Here is a 19,100-nt window from a genome sequence, read left to right on the forward strand (position 1 = left end):
GGGGAAAAACAACTGGCCGCCACCGGGGAGAACCCGTGGCCACCAGCGGGGAGAACTACTGGCCGCCTACGGGGAGAACTTCGTGGCCATTGACACACCATCGGAGCCGCCAACGCATCAGCAACCCTGCGAGAAGACATCGACCTCGCAACCCGCATCGAAGACGCGGTAACAGCGCAGCTGCGCAATGCACTCACACCCGCCTGACCCAAACTACGGGTACCGACCTCAACAAAAAGCGGCGAAATTGCTTGAGGGACAACTAGACCGACAACCTATGTGCCATTGACTTAACGATCGGACCCCACTCGCGTCGAGCTCAGTTCTCGACCCGAGGGGTCCGATCGCTGGCTTCCCGCTCGATCCGCGCAAGCTGGATATTGGTATACAACGACGAACGCTTCAAACCCGTGTTCTTACACAGAGTTTCGATCTTGAACTGACCCGTCTCATAAATTTGCAGCAGATACGCACGCTCCTCCGGCGAGAGCTTGTGCGGCCTACCTTTCATCTTCCCAGCAGCCGTCGCGGCGGCAACAGCATCACGCGTGCGCGAACGAATCAGATCCGACTCGAACTCCGCCATCAACGCAAGAATGCCAATGAACATCTTCCCCATCGGATCAGCCGGGTCATACACCTGACCATCAATCGACAGCGACACACCCTTCTCCGCGATCCGCTCCACCGTCTCATGCAAATCCTTCGCCGACCGAGACAACCGATCGAGCTTCGTCACACAAAACACATCGCCGGCCCGAGCCGCGTTGATCGCATTATCCAAACCAGGCCGACGAGCCTGCCGGCCACTGACACCATGATCGACATAGACCATGTCACGATCCACACCGGCCTTCACCAGAAGATCCACCTGAACCGCCGTGTCCTGCCGGACCGTACTGCACCGCGCATACCCGATTTTCACGCTACCCCCACTGCCGAACACGAATTGTCCACTAGAGCCTATGCCATAACGGACAAATCCAACGGACACCAAAATTGGACGTTTCGGCCCGAAATTTCGCCACGTCAGTTGTCAGTTTCAGAAGACGACTGCATTTTTCAGAAGACGACTGCGCGTTCGGCGGAAGCATCATCACTGAGTCATTCCCTGACTGCTGAACCTCGAGTCGGGGAATTGATCGGGTGTTCCTATCGAAGCCACCGGGTCCATCAATCGTTCGTTGTCGAGACAGTGTCAGGTGAGACATCGTGGAGTCCTAAGGGAATTCCCAGTGCAGCCAGCCCTCGTCGATGCTCGGAACCCAACCGCGACACGGGCGTCCATCCTCGAGTGAAGCAACAACCTCCTCCAGAAGCGAGTCGATGGATGCCCAACTTTCGCCCTGATCGTTGTCTTCTCCCATAAATCCGCGTACGCATCCACTGGAGTGGCCAGCTCGGGTGTCGACGAACAAAAGATCGCCTCGAATGTTGAAGGCGATCGGGATATACGCGGACAAGTAAGTTCCAGAGACCTCCCCCGCAGGCTCGTCGAGCAAACTGAGGCCGCCGACTGCTGCCGTCGTATCTGCCCACATTTCCGTCATCGATGCCCATCGAGATGCGACGAGATCCAACGGTAGCGGTTGGTATTCCGGAAATATCAGGGCGGAGTGCCTTCCGTCCGGGTTCCCGTTCTGGAGACCGAACCATGTCCGTAGTTCGGTCGGCCACTTTCTGCCAGTCAATGCTTCGACCTCGTCCACGAAACTTTGGCCCGCTGGTGGGTCGATCGCCGCGGCCGTTATCGGGGCTTCCCGCAAGCACCAATCGTGAAGCCTCAGCCAGTTCTCTTCCACGCTCATGAACGCACGCTACCCAACGAGCCTTTTCGAGGGTGTCAGTTTCAGAAGACGACTGCACTCTCGGCGAGAGCATCACTACCGCTCATGGATGTCTCTTCACAAGGGACCTTCGATGAGTTCGAGCAGCTCCGCGAGGAGTCGGTCGGCTCGGTCCTCGATTTCGTCGAGGGCCGATGTGACACTGCCGAGGGTGTGGTGTGCGTGTTTGCGGGCAGCGATTCCGTGTTCGTAGTAGTCGTCGCCGAGCGGCTCTATAGCATCCGATTGCGTTGTTGAGCTGTTGTTTTCGGGGCTCTTTCGTTGGGGTGGGTGGATGTGTCGCGGTGCCTGACCGGATAGGTGCGCGGCGGTGATGTCGGCTACTGCGCGAGCGGTGAGCGGCGTGGCGGTCAGTGGGGTGTGGCCCCATCGGTCGATCGGGGTCAGTAGCGGCCGCTGATCGGCCGGGTCGATGCGTCCGTCGTGTCCGGTGAGTTCGTTGCCGTCGCCGGTGTCCATGAGGCCCGCGAGCATGTGGGTGCTGAAATACCGGTCCGAGAATCCGAGAACTTCCATCCACCGCCGATACACCCGCGCCGGGGAGGCCCCGGCTGCTACGAGCCCCGGCGGGATCACCGCTACACGGTCGACCGCGTCGACGTGTAGGGCATCGGTGACAGGATCGGCGGTGACGTCGCAGATACGCAGCGCCGCGATCTGCGTGTACGTCAGTCCGGTAGGAGCGAGGGTGAGGATCATGGCGTCGCGGCGGGCAAACAACGCTGCCGGCCAACCCGTTTCGGGAAGCCGTGAGATCACCTCACCGGTACGGGCGGCGAGATTGTCGAGGCGTGCCCTGCGCGTCGCGTCAAGGGCGGCGCGGATATTGTCGCTGCGCCCCGGCGCCGGGAAGCCATAGCGGTGATGGGCTGTGTCGATGACGGAGATACGCCGGCGCTGCGTGACCGTACCTGCGGGGTGGGCGGAGAGGAACTGGGCCAAAAGTTCCGGCGTTGTCGGCAACGACGGTTGGTCGTGGGCGGCGCACCAGTCCGTGAACAACATCCAGGTGTGCCGATCCCGTGCCGGGAGTTGCGAATCCGGAGGTTGGGGTGCGAGATGGGTAGCACTGGTGGTGTTATCGATGGTGCTCGACTCGGTGGTCATGTCCTCACCTGCATCGACGTGGGTGGTCATAGGCCGAGATCGTTGACGGCATTGCCTATCAAGGGCGCATTTTCTCTCGCGTACACCTCGACCATGGCGGGGGTGGTGTGCCCGGTCTGGCGCATGATGGCGTGGGCGTCGGCGCCGTTGCGGAAGGCTTGGGTGACGAAACCGGCCCGCAAGGAATGCCCACCCAACTGTATGACCACGGCAGGGTCGTAGCCGGCTGCGGTGGCGCGGCGGCGGATCGCGGCATGGACCGCTGCCCCGGACAACGGGGTGTCGGAGAGGTTCCCGTTTTTGCGGATCGACCGGAATAACGGTGCCTGCGCGCTCATCTTGGGGATGGCGCCGCGGCAGACGTGCGCATCGAATGGGCCGGATGTCGTGAGTATTCGGATGACCCCGACACGTCCACCTGTATCGAACGCTGCCACGACCTGCGCCCACCGTGCCCATGCACAGGGCGGGCAGTGCTCGTGGCGGGCGGTGAACGGCAGAGCCCGGACCGCTCCGGTGCCGTCCTGATCGGTTTTCGAGCGCCGCAGCCGAACATGAACACCGTCGAGGCGGTCGAGTTTGACGTCCCCACACTGTAATTCGACGAGTTCACTGCGTCTGAACGCCCCGGCGAAGCCGATCAGGATCAGGGCACTGTCGCGGCGTTCGAGAACCTCGTCCGCCCAACCGGCGACAGAATCTCGGGCGGCGGCGGTGATGGCGGTGATGTCGGCGGTCAGCAACGGTGCCCGCGGATTGCGCGGCCGATCTCCGGCGGCGGCGTAGTCGCGGCGGATCCCGGCGAGGGTGCCGCGCACGATCTCGTGCGAGGTCGGGGACTCGTGGCCGGCGCGTCGGTGGCGGTCGGCGATCGCGGCGACCCACTTGGCGAATGTGGGTGGGGCGTAAGCGCGGGTTCCTGTGGTGGTGAGGGTGTCGGCGGCTGCGACGAGATACGCAGCGACGGTCACCGGATGCGCAGGCAATGAACTGTGGCTGTGGGCGGTGCACCAGTGCTCGAAGCGTCGCCACGCCGATTCGTACGCCCGCCGGGTGCCGTCGGAGCGAGCGGATTCCATCGATCGCCCGATCCGGGCGGCGACATCGTCGGGCAGCTCCGGGAACACCGCCGCAGTGCCCGCCGCAGCGGGGGAAGACGTGCGGTGGCGGCCGGTGAGCTGCTCATTCCTCATGGCCGGAACAGTAGCGACACCCTCCGACACATCCGTTTAGACGAAAAGCGTGTTGAACTGCGCTTTCAGTAGAGACGGTGCGGGAACGATATTTCTCGTCGGTCACCGCACACCGACCGTGGGTGACGCGCAGCGATGCCTGCAGACCCCTGTTTCGACGCGGCGATCGTGTCACCGATCTCGGTTGCCGATGTCGATGCCCAGCTCGTTGAACGTGTCGTCGATCTTGCGAATCTGCTGGTCGGTGCGGGCTCCGAGCAGGATGAATGCGTGTAGGGATCGGGCGGTGTCGGCGTTTTCTCGGGCTGCGGCAACAACGGCGTCGATCAGCGCGGGCAACTTTTCCCACGCACTGGATGCGGTGTCCGTGTGCGCCGGCGGCGCTGGTACCGAAGGTGGGAAGGGTATTCCGGCGAAGACTGCATCAGCCGGGTAGGGGCTGAGTAGATCGCCGTGTGTTCCAGCCGCGGTGATCGTGCCGTCCTCTATGAGGGTGATCGCGGCAGCGGCTCCGGCGAGGATCCGACTCTGATCGGCCCGATTCAGATATTCGAACGGGCGAGTGAGTGCACGTGGTGGCCGGTCATCGGCGCATTCCCAGATCAGCCGAAGATCGCGGGCATATGTGCCGGCTTTGCTGAGCGGGATGCAGATCTCGTCGATCAGTGTGCGCAGCATCCGGAACCACAGACCCGCGTGCACACGAGCTCGGGGCAACAGCACGCTGCCTTCTGCCAGGGCAGCGGTGGTGCGGTGATCGAGGGCGGTGACCGTACTGTGCACCGGGGTGGGGCGCAGGTCCTTACCGAGGGCACAGACACTCCTGTCCCAGAATACGATCTGACCAGGTACGACATGACAGGGTTCGAGGCGGCAGCGATGCTCGGGGCAGCTCGCCACTAGCGACAGCTGCCATATCAACTTCACACCGATGACAGTGTCCGCGTCGCCGGCACCGATGCAGACCGGGCATACGCGGTCGTTGGGGGTGTCGGTGACCCACGGCAGCCATCCCGGTTCTGTTGGAGCGCGGCGGGGGCGATCACCCTTCGAAAGTTGCGGTGGGATCAGGACCGAGAGTTGGTGGACGTAAGTGTCGAAGTCGCATTCCTCTGGGTCGGTGCTGTCGAGCAGCCACGGAACCCAGCCCGACAGGCTCATCTGTTGTAGCTGATCGAGCGCAACGGTGCTGCGGGCAGCGAGCATTCGGGCCGCGGCATCGGGGATGTCTCGATCGAGATCCGACCCCGCGCCATCGGGGTGGAGTTCGCTCACGAGCTGGACGATGTTGCTGATCCCGTAGAGGTTTCCGATTCGGCGAAGCCAGGAGGTCAGTGCTTCACCGGTTTGAGGCTGCGGGTGCAGGGGCCATCGCTGCACCTCCTCGACCCCCTTGCTCATGCCAGGTCGCGTTCGAACTGTCGGCGCCGCCCACTGGGGCCGGTGTAGTCGGTGATCGTCAAAACGTGGTGGGTGATCGCTTCTTCGCCGGTCTCGATCGCGGCGACCGCGGCAGCGGTGAGGAGCATCGACAGCTCCCCGATGGTGCCTTCGCTGCGGGCAAGCAGATATCCGGTCATCTCCTCCGACGTCAGGTGTGAGGGCTTGCGCAACGGAAAGCTGGCCGTGAAGCTCGCGAGCAGCGAACGGGTATCGGAATCGTTGCCCCACACCGGAAGAATCGTCGGATGGAATCTGTTCTCGAGTTGCGCGTCGGCCCTGATCGCCAGATAGGCCTCGCGGGTCCCGACACCCACTAGCGGCATTCGTAGTTCGTTGCCGAGGTAGCGCAGCAGGTTCAAGAATTCGCGGCGAACACCGTCGCGGCCGGCCAGGAGGTTGTGCAGTTCGTCGATCACCAGCATCTGCACACCGGTGGCGCGCAGCAACGTCAGTGCCAGTTGCTCAAGCTCGTGGACTCTTCGGTGCGGACGGAGCGGAGCCCCCAACGCCGCCAACAATGCCACGTAGAAGCGGCTGACCGACGGCTCCGAAGGCATCTGCACACACAACACCGGGATCTGCTCGCGGTCGGGGACGCTGACCGGCGGGTGAGCGCGGCGAAACTTCTCGATGATCATCGACTTGCCGTTGTTCGTCGGACCGACGAGCAGCACGTTCGGCATTCGCCCTCGATCGGGCCACGCGAGCAGCACCTCAAGCTGTTCGATCACCGCCAGGGCATGGGGATAGCCGATCCAGCGGTCGGCCCGAACATGCCGAATACGCTGCGCCGCAGGGAGCATCGCCAGCGGTTGTGCCGCGTGATGCAGATGTGTCAGATCATCGTCTGCAGGCTCGGTCATGAAGTCACCACTGTTCGATGTCGTCGAACGCCGCGACGACATCACTGGGAGCGGTGGGATCGTCCGGCGGCGGAGTGCTCATCGCCCCGGATGATGTGGTTGCCGGGACGGGTAGGTGTTGGCGGCGGGCGCGGTTACGCCGCGCGGTGCGGGTCGCCTTCTTCGCCCCGGTCGTGATCTCACGCATCTGCTCGATCATCGAGAACAACGCACTCTCGTCGATCTGTGTGCGGCCCCGCTCACGCAACCGGGCGGCTGCAGCGCGGTGCTCCCACAACGTGACCGCCGGATGCGAGAGCGTCCGGTACGGCACTTCGACATACCCTGCACCATTGTCGGGTTCGAGGACCCAGATTCGGCTTATGTCGCGGGGATCACGCCGAATGACGAATGTACCCAACTGCTCCCGGCGACTGATCCACGGTTTGAGCGTGTTCGAGAAGTACTGGACATGATCGATGGTGAATCCCGTGCGGGTCAATCTCCGGCGAATTACCGGAAGGAAATCGACGACGAACGCAGTCTCGTCCACCACCACAGGCGGAGGGTTCCGCAGTGTGGTGATGCTGTCGGACCACTTCGCTGCCGGGCTCTGACCGAGGCTCGAATGCAGGCTCCCGTGGTACGAGGATGTCGAAATAACCAGCCATCGTTCTAGCTCGGTCAGGGTCAGCACCGCTGCTGCCTGCGAATCGTAGCTGCCCCGAGCAGCGGGATCGGAGAACGTGGTGCCGGGTAGTTCATGCACCCTGAGCATGGCGGTTCCGATGATGCGTTCGACGATGCCGCCGTAATGCGGGCGACCCGGTGGTCGGTATCCGAGATCGATGCCATGCTGCTCGCAGCCCCGACGCAACGCTTCACCTTTGAACTCCGCTGCGTTGTCGAGATAGAGCCGCCGCGGCTTTCCTGCCATCGGCCACTGCACCTGCCCGGCCAACCCCATCGCCTCCAGCCAGCCATTCTTGTCGCAGGCCACCCGGCCCAGACACAACCCGACCGATACCGCGGACGGCGGTTCGAGCGTCACCACGAAACCGAGGACACATCGGCTGAATACGTCGATCGCCATGGTCAGATACGGGCGGCCGATCGGTTCGCGGTCGTGCTCGTCGACGATCATCAGATCCACCACGGTGTGATCGATCTGCACCTGCTCGAGTACCGCTTCCACCGGAGGAGGGACACCGCCGGCGCTTTGGCGCGGCCGCGCAGCATCCTGGCCCCCACGCAACCTGGCTACAGTTCCGGGATGCATCGCTGCGATCCGCGTTGCCACCGTATTGCGCGCCGGCACCCGCAATCCTGATCGATGACAGGCCAACGCAATTCGGCGGTATATCGCCGCGACACTGAGTTTCTGCCGCTTCAAGAACTCCTTCGCGAGATAATCGGCGATCACCTCCTCCACCTCGGCGCTCACTCGGCCCCGGCCGCGGCCACCCGAAGGCGGTGCGATCAGCAGATCGGTGACAGTCCCTGATCCGCAGCGAATCCGATCGATCAGGCTGTATACCTGCCGGCGCGAGAGCTGCAACCGCTCGGCAGCCTCGTCGGCCGCCGCGAAACCGACTGTGTCCACCCCTGCCAACGGCGCCAAGACCGCGAACCTCGACCGGGCCAGCTCCCACTGCTCATCCGACGCTGTCAGTACGCCGCTCTCGACGATGCTGATTCTCTCCGCATCCACGACACGCCTCCGCAGCATGGCCTCGAGCGCAGCTGCCGAGTGCACTGCACTTCTGAACACAGAATGTCAGAAGACAACTGCACGCAAGGCCGAAATCGCAGGACACCGTGCAGTCGACTTCTGAAAATGACATCAGTCGCGCCCAGTCGCCCGTTCTCCACCGTCCGGTATGACGATGGTCAAAATGCACACCCAAACCCGCAGAATTGCTCTCAGCTCGTTTCGGTTGCTGCCTGTCGATTTGATTGCATCTCCCAATGAACGACATCGGATCGGTGAGACTGACACGATGACGCGCGAAGAAGAACGAGACAACCGATCGCCCACGACGTAGGTCCGGCTTGTCGATCTTGCAGGAGTGATCATGATGGAAGAATGAGGGGATGCGCCCGAACAGGTACCTCGACGATTATCTGCATGGGCTGGAGTTCCTGGGTGGGGTGTACCCCGATGATGCGAGAGCGATCGCCGAGCACGGCATCGTGGCCGCGCTCGATGATGATGATGCGTTCGTGTTCTTGCTTCGCTTGGTCGGTCCAGGCGCCCCGGCGTTCGCGGATGAACTGTGGCAGTTGATCAGTGGTTTTCTGAGCAGTCGCCGGGCCGAGGAGTTGTTCGGAGGCTCTGAGGATGCCGGGTTGGCGGATCTCGACACAGTGAGAGGCCCGAGATACGTCCCGCCTCCTGCTCGACCGAGGATCCCAAGGTGAGAGTGTCTGACGGCTATCGCCGTGCCAAATAATTCAGGGAAGAACGTGCCAATAATTCCGAGAGTCACACACTGACCGAGGAGAAATCGCGCGAATACTGCAGGCAGCAGCGTTCCAGAACTCACCGACAACCCGTGTAATGAATCATCCGTTTTGGACACGGGTTTCGGAACATATCTTCGGCCAGCTCGCCGAAGATCGTTCCCTACGTTCATAAAGGGGTCGTTTATGAAACATTGTTCAGCGACACCGAAAATCGGGGGCGATCGGCTGTAGAGACTGCCATGGACACGATTGAGATCGACTTGAACGGTCGAGCGATTCTGAGAATGGTGAGTCACCTGACGTGGCTATGCCACCACGAGCGCAATGGCAACGGTAGGTACAGTGCCAGAGTCGGACATGAACTCGGTTCCTCTAATGCTGAACCGTAAAGGACACGTACCCTCAGATGATCAAGATGAAGCACTGAACAAGGGAATCTGAGAAAACCATGGCGAGATTTGGAATGAAACCTCTGATCGGCCGGCTCGAAGAACGACCGAATCCTGACGACCCCGCCACCATCGATGGATTTTTCGTTCCTCTACGGACGGCTAAGTCAGATGCGAGAGAGTCGAGATCTGCAATCAATGGCGTGAAGATACTCAGTTTTTCTTCAGATTATTCGGAAATTCGAATGTTCCCGATTCACACCAGTTCATCCATGAATCGAAATTTCTTGAGTCCGAAATACTCAGAAATTCGTACTTTGACATTCCGTTGGGAAGAGGAAGATTTCCCCGGCTTCGAGGAATTTCTCGAGAATTTACCTTCAGGGTTTGCAAAGGACCCGGACTACGGGCTCGGACTGCTAAAGCAATGCAACCGGATCGTCAGATTAATAGAAGAACACACTTCATGTCAAGAAATTGCATTCGTCGAGGGGAGTGAGGTTGCGGATGACGGTAGGGTTCTCAGCTTCGGTCTGAGCCGTTTCGCGGATATATGGAAAGAACTCAATCGGATCGACGGGCGCGGTTCCCGTGCCACATCGCGCGTCAAGAATGCGTATGTCCACAATGATCTGGCCTCCGCACTAAATCTGGACGAAACCGGCTACAGCCTGGGAAGACATCCCATTTCAAGATTTGTTGCGAAGGCTGCCGCCGACGAAGAAGAGCTCACCGAGACGGAGCAGGACAGTCTCATCGACGTAGTCGTATCCGAGTCGATGGCTCTAGCGGAGGAACGCCCCGCGGGGTTCCAGAAGCTCCACAGGGAAGTTGAGCTAGTAAACCTCGACCGTCTGATAAAGACATACGAGGAATCTCTAGGAAAGAAAACCAGTGAAGCCCACTGGCAGGATTTCTTCGATGTAAACGCCTTTGCGCTCCAGCAGATATTCGGTGCACCAATGGTAATTGCACAATCAGGCGCCACTGTTGGCGGGGGACGGTTCGATGGAAGTGGCGACAAGATAGCGGACTACCTTGTCAAAAATACGCTAACTAACAATGTGGCCCTTGTAGAGATTAAGAAACCGACAACGCCCCTGCTTGGTAAAGAATATAGATCCGGAATCTACGGAGCTTCGACGGAACTCGACGGTGCCATCACGCAGGTGCTTGACCAAGCCTACCAACTGATGACCAATTTTGCCACGATGAAGAACAACACGCGCAGCTACGACCTAGAGGCATACGCAATCTCATGCTTCGTCATTGCAGGTCGCAGTCCCGCTGTGCAAGACCCTGATCGGCAGAAATCATTCGAGCTATACCGGGCAAATTCGCGCAACGTAAAGGTGGTGACCTACGACGAGGTGCTCGCGCAGCTCAAGATCCTGCGAACATTCCTTCGGCCGCAGACTACAATGAAAGATTCAGAGACCTCACGCAAGGTCGAATGACCATTGACTGAGTTCGTGTGAGATGCGGTTATCCTGCGTTTTGGCACCATGTCTGATCTCCCATATCCCTGCTCGTGCCTGCGATACTCGGCCGACAGGCGGGCCAATCACTGAGCAGACGAACGAAAGGAAGGAGCGTTAGCGCCAACAGGTACCCAGCCAGACCTTTATTGACAGGGTTGATGTCGGCCGATCGGCATCGATTGGTAGCGTGCGTTCCGTTGTCTCGGGCGGGCTACCCGGGCGGGGATGCCTCGCCTCGTTTGCAACACCGTGCGTCGTTACGCGCGCTGCGCCTGATCCCCATGCCACAAGGCCGCTCCTGTGTTGGCCAGCTCCGCCTTACGTTGACCGCAGTCTGGCATCGCCCGGTTGAGGAGTTGCCAGAATGTTGGGCCGTGGTGCGCTTCGCGGAGATGCGCCAGCTCGTGCGCGAGCACGTACTCAACGAGCGCCGGGCGCAGCTGCATGGCCGCCCAGTGAATGCGTACTCGCCCATCGGGCAGAGCCGAGCCCCATTTATTGCCGAGATCAGCCACTTCGATCACTTGAGGATCAACGCGTAAACGCTTGGCCCAGTCCTTGGCCCGGGGTTTGAGCCAGGTGAGCCCTGCCGTTCGATACCAGGCGATGACGTGCTCATATCCAAGATCAGCGAGAGCCCTGGGGAGGTTCAGCTTGCCGCGCTGCAACCGCACCCGATGGTCGTCGGTGTCAATAATTCGAAGCTGGTAGCTGCGGCCAAGGTAGAGAAAGCCTTCACCGTCAACGAGTTCCTTGACGACCGGCTCGTAATGCAGAGATTCCTTCTCAGCCAGTTTGCGGTAGATCCATTCCCGCTTGGATGCGAGGAAGTGTTCAAGCTCCGCCTGTTCGACGTCCGGTGCAACTTTTAGTTGCAGACTGCCGTCGCGGTCGATGGTCAGTTTCGCCTTTCGGCTGGTGCCGACGGTTTCGACGGGAATGGTCATCCCATCGAGTCGTAGTGTCATCACGGTCACGTTTATCACCGCGCCCTGGCAGCAATGAGGGACTGGTTCGCCTTGGCAAGTTCCATCAATTTGTCGGCCAGCGAAGCCTGCTCATCGAAGGGGAACAGGTCACGGTCGTCGAGGGTGTGGATCAGCTGCCTACGCAGGAAGTCTTGTTTGTGCGGGTTATGCCAGAACCGCACGATCCTGGCTTGCTTCTCGACTTCGATCACAATCTCCTGCGCCAGGTGAACGATGTCGATGCGAACTTCCTCGGACAGCGTTGAGTCGGTCGCGAATTCCGCCTCCAATAGACCGTAGAAACGGGCAACCAGAGGATCCTCGTGCACCGCGCTTCCGCTGTCATCACTCTGCGCGTCACCGAGTAATTCGGTCAGTGCCAACGCCAGCTGTTCCCACTTGTCCGTCAGTGTCTTCAGGATGTCGTCGAGCCGTTCGGACAGCTTGGTGTAGCGAGCAGGGTCTTCGTCGAAGTTCTTCCGAATGTGGTAGCGAAGCGCGTGTTCCATCTCGGAAGCCTTGGCCTTGTCGGAGGTTAGGCCTTGGACCTTGGCGAGAAAGTCGGGGTCGGTGATCGACACCGGTGGAATCTTGGTGGCGATGTCAAGGGCGGTCACATGCTCGTCGATCAGCTTGCGGACCTTCTCGCCGTAAAGGGAACTGTCGAAGTCGCCGAGCCCGTCGTCGCGGTAACGGCGCTTGGCAGCCAGCGAAATAATGCCAAGGCGTTTGGCGTCCCGCACGAACGGCAGAGCCTCGGGGCGCGGCATGACAGTGTCCATTGTCGAGAGGAACTGCTTCAGAAGTACTCCGAAGCGGGCGCGGAGAGCTTCATCGGCCAGCACTTGCACGCAGGCCTCGACATCCTCGGGAGTGTCGAAGGTATCGATGCCGGCTTGGGCAAAGACTGCAACCACTCGTGCGTGCCGATCTCGTAACTTGGGCAACTCGGCCTTGATCGAAGCCAACGCGCCGATCGCATCTTCGGCATCTTCCGGCGCGTAGGCCTTTAGCGCCTTTTGCAGATGTGCGCCGACGCCGTAATAGTCGACCAGCAGCCCGGCACTCTTACCTGTGGCGGTTCGGTTGACGCGAGCAATCGCCTGCAACAGTTCGGCGTCTTGGATGGAGCGGTCCAGGTACAGCACTTGCTCAACCGGCGCGTCGAAGCCCGTCAGCAGCATGGTACGCACGATCAAGAAGGCCACCGGACTGGTCTTTTCGCCCCGTTGCCCGAGCTTTTTCTTGAAGTCCTCGATCACGACGTCTTGGCGGGACTTGTCGGTCCACTGCGCCCAGGTCGGGTCGTCGTTGTGGCTGCCCGAAATCACGGGGATGAATTCCAACGCCTTGAGTAATTCGGTCTGAGGGACCGCACGCACTAGCATCTGCGTCTTGCGGTCCAGACCGTCGATGTCGACCGCATCACCGTTGGAGTCGGTACGCAGATGGGCGGGCAGCGCTTCGATCTGAGCCACCAACTCATCGCGGGCAGTCGTCAGGGCTTCGTGGTAGCGGATTGTCGCCAAACGGCTTGAGGCGGTCACTTGCGCTTTGAAGCCGTTCGGCATCACGGTCGAAACATAGTGCCACATCATTGATTTCGCTTTGGCCGCAATTAGATTGGGCGCTTCGAGAACCGAGCCGGCCGTGGCATAACGGGTTTTCAGCTTTTCGATCTCAGCGTCGGTGTGGTCCGCGAACATGTCTTCGAACAGCTCATCCAGATCGCTACCACCCGCGACTGCACCCTTGGCCGTCCGACCCTCGTAGAAGATCGGTACGACAGCGCCGTCTTCCTCCGCCTGCCGAATCGTGTACTTATCGATGAACTCGCCAAAGATCGACTCAGTACGCTTCTTGCCTTCGCGCATGATCGGCGTGCCTGTGAACCCGATCTTCGCGGCGTTCGGTAGCGCGGCCATAAGGTTCGCGTGGAGCGTCGAAGTCTGCGAACGGTGCGCCTCGTCGACCATGATGAGAATCGACTCATCGGTATTGAGCACACCGAACGAAACGACGCCCCCATCACCGTCTAGGCCGTGGTCTTCAGAACTCTGCGTGTCGGTATCACGGTATTTGTGAATCATCGCGAACACCAACGCGGGGCCATGCTCGGCCAACATCGTGCGGAGCTTCGCCGACTTCCGGGCGCGTTGGACGGTCTCGCCTGACAGTTTGGCAGTCGCCGCCAGTTGCTTTTCCAAGTCGGTCCGGTCAGTGATGATCACGACCTTGAACGCGCGCAGCACAGGGTCGGAACGCATAGCGCGCACCAGGAACACCATCGTCAGGGACTTGCCCGATCCCTGGGTGTGCCATACCAACCCGCCGCGACGGTCATGCTCACCATCAATTTTGCGACTCTTGCCGGTTCGCAGACGGTTGATAGCTTTGAGGACTGCGCGGTACTGCTGATAACGCGCGACAATCTTGACGCGCCTGCCACCAGCTTCTTGAAATAGAGTGTAGTGACGGATAATATCGAGAAGGTTTGCGGGAGTAAGCATCCCAGCAACGAGGAGTTCCTGCCCGGTCAATTCGGCGGCAGGTTTACCCAAATGGTCCGCCAACTGATCTCGGCTCAGCGGCGCAGCATCCTTCCATTCCAGGAAGTGCTCAGCACCAGAGGTGAACGTGCCGACGCGGGCCTTGTCGCCGTAGCTCGAGACCACGAATTGGTTCGTCCAAAACAACTGCTCGCTACCCTCAGACGCACCGAGATCCCGCTGATTGGCGTAACGCCGCAACTGATCGATCCCCGCGGCCATCGGATCGGTGGCATAGGGGCTCTTGCACTCGATCACAACCAGCGGAATGCCATTGACGAACAGCACCACATCAGGCACGACGAACTTCTTGGTTTGCCCGCCCGGCTCGTCCACACGGAACTGGTTGACCGCCAGGAAGTCGTTGCGTTCTGGGTGGTTGAAGTCGATGAACCTGATTCGCTGGCTTCGGCCTTGATCCCATTCGGGCAATCCTGCGACGGACACGCCTTCGAGGAGCCGATCGGTCAGGCGTTCGTTGATTTCAGCCAACTTGCCCGTCTCGGTACGAGTCAGGGCGGATACCGCCTCGGACAGTCGTGAGTCATCCAGCCACGGCTGACCGTCGGGACCGAGATTAATTTGGTACAGCATCTGGCGCAGGCGAGCCTCGATCAGCGATCCACGAAACGAATCGCGTCCAGTCACGGTCGGATCGGATTTGGAGCCCTCGATGCGCGTCCAACCAAGACCGGCCAGCTGTTCTAACAGCGGCTTTTCAGAATCAGTGTATTCAGGACCACGACTCACAATGCAGTCTCCAAAAGCACACGAACGCGACCAGTCAATAGGTCGCACATGAGACCCTGCTTTTGTTTTTGCAGCTTCTGAACTTCGAGCTGAGCGTGAGTAACGCGATCGTCCAGCGCATCCAGCACGGCGACTACTTTGCGCTGCATTGCCGACGACGGTGCCGGAAATTTTAGATTCGAGATCGTGGGCAAATTCAGGCCAGCCTTTGCTCCTTGATCATTTAAGCGAGAGAACTGCGCCCGACCGAGGGGTGAGCTCAGATAATGGCCGATCCACCGGGAGTTCGACTCTTCCTCGTTGAACCGCACCAAGGCAATATGCTGGTTTATGTAGGCCTCGCCAAGATCTGAGGGGACAACGCCAATAATCCCCAAGTCAGCAGTAATAGATATGAGTAGATCGCCCCTTTGTAGCGACGTCCGACCTCCCTCGCCGTCAGACGGTACGCGTACATGAACCAACGAATCGAAACGAAGGTTGATGTGGGTGCGCGTTAAGTTACCAATCCTGATAAACTTCGCACCTTCATCAGAGTAATAACGTGCCCAGCCACGGGATCCTGAAGTAATGAGAGTCGCCGATTCGCCAATGCGAGCAATCGGCCAATCGCCGGAGAATAGATCTGAAACGAGCCCCTGCTTCGTAAGCTTAAGCTTGGCTATAATCTGCTCCGTGGCGCGGATCTGGTCGTCGACGGTGTCCAAGATCTCGGCGATGCGCCGCTGCTCTGGCAATGGGGGTAGGTCCAAAGGAATCGTCGCGAGTGATCTCTTGTTAAGGGTTGCGCCTTTAATTGCTACATCTGTGACCACAGATCCAGCCGCGCTTGGCAGAATATGAAAAAGGTATCGCGGATCGAGCCGAGTCTCGTCGGCATAAAATGCGGCTATTGCCTCGTTTGTATACAAGTCACGTCCAGCTACGGACGTCCGACCAATCGTCAATTTGAAGCTCATGATCGGCGTACCTTTGGCGACAAGCTTAACATTGCTCGACGCCGCGCCGAGCGAAGATATGTACTCATTCGTGTTTACTACGTCGGCTCTCCGGAGATCCGCTATTGATGCCCACGGCTTACCATTTTCGGCATCCGACCAGAACGATGGAACTGCGCGCGAAGGCGTTCCACCGATTGCGATCCGAGTGACCTGTGAAATTGGTGTGCGTATCCAGTCGTCGCTACTCATACCCGAGCTCCTTCAAAAACCCGGCGAGCTTCTCTGCCGCTACATCGCGTTCTCGTTCAAGACTCGCGAGGGTCACCTGATACTTTTCCCACCACGTCTCGAATGAATCGACCACCAGTCGGCGGTGTCGGGTGATGCGTTGATCAGCAACGGCGAGCAGATCGGTTCGGAATAGGTCGAGCACGAGTGCCTGCGCATCGGTGTCGTCAAGCACTTGACCTGCAGCGCTCAGCTTCTCGGAAAATGCAGCTTTGTCGGCTTTGAGGTGTTTCCTGGCCTCAGTCAGCCGCGCCTTCAACTTCTTGAGTTCAACCGGCGCCAGTTGCTCGTCTGCGTCATCACTATCTTCGTCGTCGGCTTTGGCGGTCGCGGCCTTGATTGTCGAGTCGAGTTCTGCCGCCTCGGCGGCGCGGGCTGCCAAGCCGTCGAGGTACACAGGCAGTAATGCTTGAGCGACTTTGTGGTCGAGCGGATCGACCTTTGACTTTTCCTCGTCTAGGGCGTCGAGCACGGTGCTGACCCACGCGTCGATCAAGCCCTTGAAACCGATAGTGGCGAGGGTCTTGAGGTCGGGTTGATTCTCGCCCCACCAGCTGGCAATGATGCCACTGACTACGAAGCGGTCGAGCATACCGATCGGTGCCAGTGCCATCTGGAACGTGGCGACCAGTTGCTTGCGCAGGTCTATCAGGTCCGCGGTGGTTTCTAGCTGTGTGAATCGATTTTGCTCTGCCTTCCACCAGCTTTCAATTACCTGCGTAACGGCAGCTTCAGCCTCGACGACTCCGGCATTGGTTTCGATCAGTTCCTTGAGCTGCCGTTTTGTAGTGACGGTCGCAGCGAATTGCAGGTAGTCGTCGTCACGCTCGACTAGTAGGTCGTCGATGTTCAGTCCGTGAGTAGTGAACAGCTCCGACTTCGTCACCACCTCAGACTTCGGAATGCCGCCGTGCAGATGCGCACGCACGTCCTGAGGTTCCGGTGGCGGGGTGGTATCAACGTAGCGGCGAATGTTTAAGTTGTCGTCGTTGTCGGCGAGTTCCTGGCGGCTGACAACCCTGGCGAATGCCGGGACGTCGCCGAATTCGCGGTAGGCAGACACAATCTTCTCGATGTGCTCGGGTTCGATGAAGTTCTGGGCGCGACCTTCGCGGTAGTCGCGGTCGGCGTTTATGAATAGCACCTTGTGCTCGCGCTCGGTAGGCTTTGCCCCCTTGTGACGCAAGATCAGGACGCAAGCGGGAATGCCGGTGCCATAGAACAGTTGCGGGCCGAGGCCGATGACGGCTTCGATGATGTCGTCGTCGAGCAGACCGGAGCGGATACGGCCCTCATCACCGCCACGGAAGAGGACGCCGTGCGGCATGACAGTCGCGACCATGCCGTCGGTGCGGGTGACCGCCAGCATGTGTTGGACGAACATGAGGTCGGCCTTCTTGCCGGTCTCCGGCGTGTAGCCGTAGCGGAAGCGTTCGGGGAACGGGATGGCGTCTTTGCTGTAGTTCAGCGAGAACGGCGGATTCGTGATGACGCGATCGAAGCGCATCAACTCACCGCCTTGGACATGAGCCGGGTCTTCGAGCGTGCCGTCGTCGTTATTGCGAAGGTCAGCGTCCGGGATGCCGTGGAGCAGCATATTCATCTTGGAGATTGCCCAGACGCTGCCGTCCTTCTCTTGGCCGGCGAGGGCGAGATTTCGGCTGTTGCCGCCGTTTTCTTCGACGTAGTCTTTGGACAAGATCAGCATGCCACCCGACCCTGTGCAGGGGTCGTAGACACTCATGCCCTCGCGCGGGTCGGCGATCTGCACCATGAGCCTTACGACGGAACGGGGCGTGTAGAACTCGCCACCCTTCTTGCCTGCGGAGTCGGCGAAGTCGCCGATCAGATATTCGTATGCCGCCCCAAGGAGATCGGGGAACTCGAAGCGGTCTTGACGCAGCGGCTCTTTGTTGAAGTGCATGATCAGCTCACGCAGTTTCTTGTCCGACATCGACGACTGGCCGACTTTGCGGTTGAAGTCGATGTGCTGCAGCACGCCGTCGAGGGCCGAGTTGCGTTCTTCGAGTGCCTGCAAGGCCTTGTTCAGTTCGTCGCCGACTTGCTTGTGCGCATGGTCGCGCAGGTATGGCCAGCGGGCACGTTCTGGAACGTAGAAGGTGTTGTAAAAGGCGGAGTTCTCGGCACGCTTCTCAGCTTCGGGCTGGTCTCGTCCCTTGGCGAGCTGGTCGGCGATGACCTTTTCACGCTCGGCTTCGAACTGGTCCGATGCGTACTTCAGGAACAACATCCCGAAGATGTACTCCTTGTAGGCGGACGCCTCCATGGAGCCGCGAAGTACGTCTGCGGCGGAGAAAAGATGACGTTCGAGCTGGGGAAGAGTGAGCCGAGACATGGGTTGACTTTAGCTCTCGGCCTTTGTCGGTCCGGTTGGGTACGGGGTTCCTCGCCGGTTGAGGTAGTCCTGGAACGTCTTCGACTGATCTGGCCGTAGTCTCGGTTCCCTTGAAGGCCTGGTGTAGCCGATATGGTTCGTAACACAGACCCCGGATCAGCCCAGTGCAAAAGGCTCACCTGTTCACTCTCGACGATCATCACCGCAGCAACGAAACTACGTAACTCAAGCCTGGGGACAGGTCACGGAATCAGGCGTATGGCCTCAACTCGATCCGGCTATGGACCGACTTGCTGCCACGTCGAGGCCGCCGGAAATGGCGCAGCGGCGAGTCCAACCACGGAACGCCAAGGCGGACGGCTAGGACAAGGCAGTCCGGCTACCGCGCCCGAGGCTGACGAGAACTGGTTCGACCGCTCGGCCGAACCTCGCCACAGATCCGTCTCATTTCCTTGGAATTGAGACACCCGCATGTTTGCG

The 19,100-nt window shown here is 59.8% G+C and carries 13 protein-coding genes; 2 read left to right on the plus strand and 11 right to left on the minus strand.

What is annotated here, in order from left to right; all coding sequences use genetic code 11:
• Positions 1-319: 319 nt before the first annotated feature.
• From ACZ3J7_RS37685 to ACZ3J7_RS37715, 7 genes are all read right to left on the minus strand, one after another.
• Positions 320-994, minus strand: a complete 675-nt coding sequence (locus ACZ3J7_RS37685; protein ID WP_366054062.1) for a recombinase family protein — start codon at positions 992-994, stop codon at positions 320-322.
• Positions 995-1,220: 226 nt separating this feature from the next.
• The gene (locus tag ACZ3J7_RS37690) at positions 1,221-1,808 is read right to left on the minus strand and encodes an SMI1/KNR4 family protein (RefSeq protein WP_166503098.1); all 588 of its coding nucleotides are present in this window, start codon (positions 1,806-1,808) and stop codon (positions 1,221-1,223) included.
• A 96-nt stretch (positions 1,809-1,904) separates the two neighbouring features.
• The gene (locus ACZ3J7_RS37695) at positions 1,905-2,984 is read right to left on the minus strand and encodes a recombinase (protein ID WP_243621726.1); all 1,080 of its coding nucleotides are present in this window, start codon (positions 2,982-2,984) and stop codon (positions 1,905-1,907) included.
• Positions 2,981-4,147: a site-specific integrase gene (locus ACZ3J7_RS37700; RefSeq protein ID WP_353799042.1), complete on the minus strand. Its 1,167-nt coding sequence runs from the start codon at positions 4,145-4,147 to the stop codon at positions 2,981-2,983. The genes ACZ3J7_RS37695 and ACZ3J7_RS37700 overlap by 4 nt, the downstream gene beginning before the upstream one ends.
• A gap of 171 nt (positions 4,148-4,318) precedes the next feature.
• Complete coding sequence (locus tag ACZ3J7_RS37705) at positions 4,319-5,548, minus strand: TniQ family protein (RefSeq protein WP_095972675.1); 1,230 nt, start codon at positions 5,546-5,548, stop codon at positions 4,319-4,321.
• Positions 5,545-6,453, minus strand: coding sequence for a TniB family NTP-binding protein (locus ACZ3J7_RS37710; protein ID WP_095972676.1), 909 nt, complete (start codon positions 6,451-6,453; stop codon positions 5,545-5,547). Before ACZ3J7_RS37710 ends, ACZ3J7_RS37705 begins: the two co-directional genes overlap by 4 nt.
• A gap of 4 nt (positions 6,454-6,457) precedes the next feature.
• On the minus strand, positions 6,458-8,143 hold the full coding sequence (locus ACZ3J7_RS37715) for a Mu transposase C-terminal domain-containing protein (RefSeq protein WP_243621725.1): 1,686 nt from the start codon (positions 8,141-8,143) through the stop codon (positions 6,458-6,460).
• A 383-nt stretch (positions 8,144-8,526) separates the two neighbouring features.
• Between ACZ3J7_RS37715 and ACZ3J7_RS37720 the strand changes: the two genes are divergently transcribed.
• On the plus strand, positions 8,527-8,853 hold the full coding sequence (locus ACZ3J7_RS37720) for a hypothetical protein (protein ID WP_311052658.1): 327 nt from the start codon (positions 8,527-8,529) through the stop codon (positions 8,851-8,853).
• Between the two features lie 508 nt (positions 8,854-9,361).
• Entirely contained in the window at positions 9,362-10,744 is a 1,383-nt protein-coding gene (locus ACZ3J7_RS37725) for a Shedu immune nuclease family protein (protein ID WP_311052660.1), read from the plus strand.
• A gap of 281 nt (positions 10,745-11,025) precedes the next feature.
• Here the strand turns inward: ACZ3J7_RS37725 and ACZ3J7_RS37730 are convergent, their stop codons facing one another.
• From ACZ3J7_RS37730 to ACZ3J7_RS37745, 4 genes are read right to left on the minus strand one after another with little or no spacing between them, the layout of a single operon-like run.
• A complete protein-coding gene (locus ACZ3J7_RS37730) occupies positions 11,026-11,715 on the minus strand; it encodes a M48 family metallopeptidase (protein ID WP_351640498.1) in 690 nt (229 codons plus the stop codon).
• A 35-nt stretch (positions 11,716-11,750) separates the two neighbouring features.
• A complete protein-coding gene (locus ACZ3J7_RS37735) occupies positions 11,751-15,035 on the minus strand; it encodes a type I restriction endonuclease subunit R (protein WP_311052661.1) in 3,285 nt (1,094 codons plus the stop codon).
• Positions 15,032-16,225 (minus strand): restriction endonuclease subunit S, encoded by a 1,194-nt coding sequence (locus ACZ3J7_RS37740; protein WP_311052662.1) that lies wholly within the window; start codon positions 16,223-16,225, stop codon positions 15,032-15,034. Before ACZ3J7_RS37740 ends, ACZ3J7_RS37735 begins: the two co-directional genes overlap by 4 nt.
• Positions 16,218-18,620, minus strand: coding sequence for a type I restriction-modification system subunit M (locus ACZ3J7_RS37745; RefSeq protein ID WP_311052663.1), 2,403 nt, complete (start codon positions 18,618-18,620; stop codon positions 16,218-16,220). Before ACZ3J7_RS37745 ends, ACZ3J7_RS37740 begins: the two co-directional genes overlap by 8 nt.
• Positions 18,621-19,100: the final 480 nt, after the last annotated feature.

It is taken from the genome of Kitasatospora sp. NPDC015121 (assembly GCF_055562955.1).

Coding starts and splice junctions, on each gene's coding strand:
- ACZ3J7_RS37695 (WP_243621726.1), bottom strand. CDS start 2,984: ATGACCACCCACGTCGATGCAGGTGAGGACATGACCACCGAGTCGAGC.
- ACZ3J7_RS37705 (WP_095972675.1), bottom strand. CDS start 5,548: ATGAGCAAGGGGGTCGAGGAGGTGCAGCGATGGCCCCTGCACCCGCAG.
- ACZ3J7_RS37745 (WP_311052663.1), bottom strand. CDS start 18,620: ATGTCTCGGCTCACTCTTCCCCAGCTCGAACGTCATCTTTTCTCCGCC.
- ACZ3J7_RS37730 (WP_351640498.1), bottom strand. CDS start 11,715: ATGACCATTCCCGTCGAAACCGTCGGCACCAGCCGAAAGGCGAAACTG.
- ACZ3J7_RS37720 (WP_311052658.1), top strand. CDS start 8,527: ATGCGCCCGAACAGGTACCTCGACGATTATCTGCATGGGCTGGAGTTC.
- ACZ3J7_RS37740 (WP_311052662.1), bottom strand. CDS start 16,225: ATGAGTAGCGACGACTGGATACGCACACCAATTTCACAGGTCACTCGG.
- ACZ3J7_RS37700 (WP_353799042.1), bottom strand. CDS start 4,147: ATGAGGAATGAGCAGCTCACCGGCCGCCACCGCACGTCTTCCCCCGCT.
- ACZ3J7_RS37710 (WP_095972676.1), bottom strand. CDS start 6,453: ATGACCGAGCCTGCAGACGATGATCTGACACATCTGCATCACGCGGCA.
- ACZ3J7_RS37690 (WP_166503098.1), bottom strand. CDS start 1,808: ATGAGCGTGGAAGAGAACTGGCTGAGGCTTCACGATTGGTGCTTGCGG.
- ACZ3J7_RS37725 (WP_311052660.1), top strand. CDS start 9,362: ATGAAACCTCTGATCGGCCGGCTCGAAGAACGACCGAATCCTGACGAC.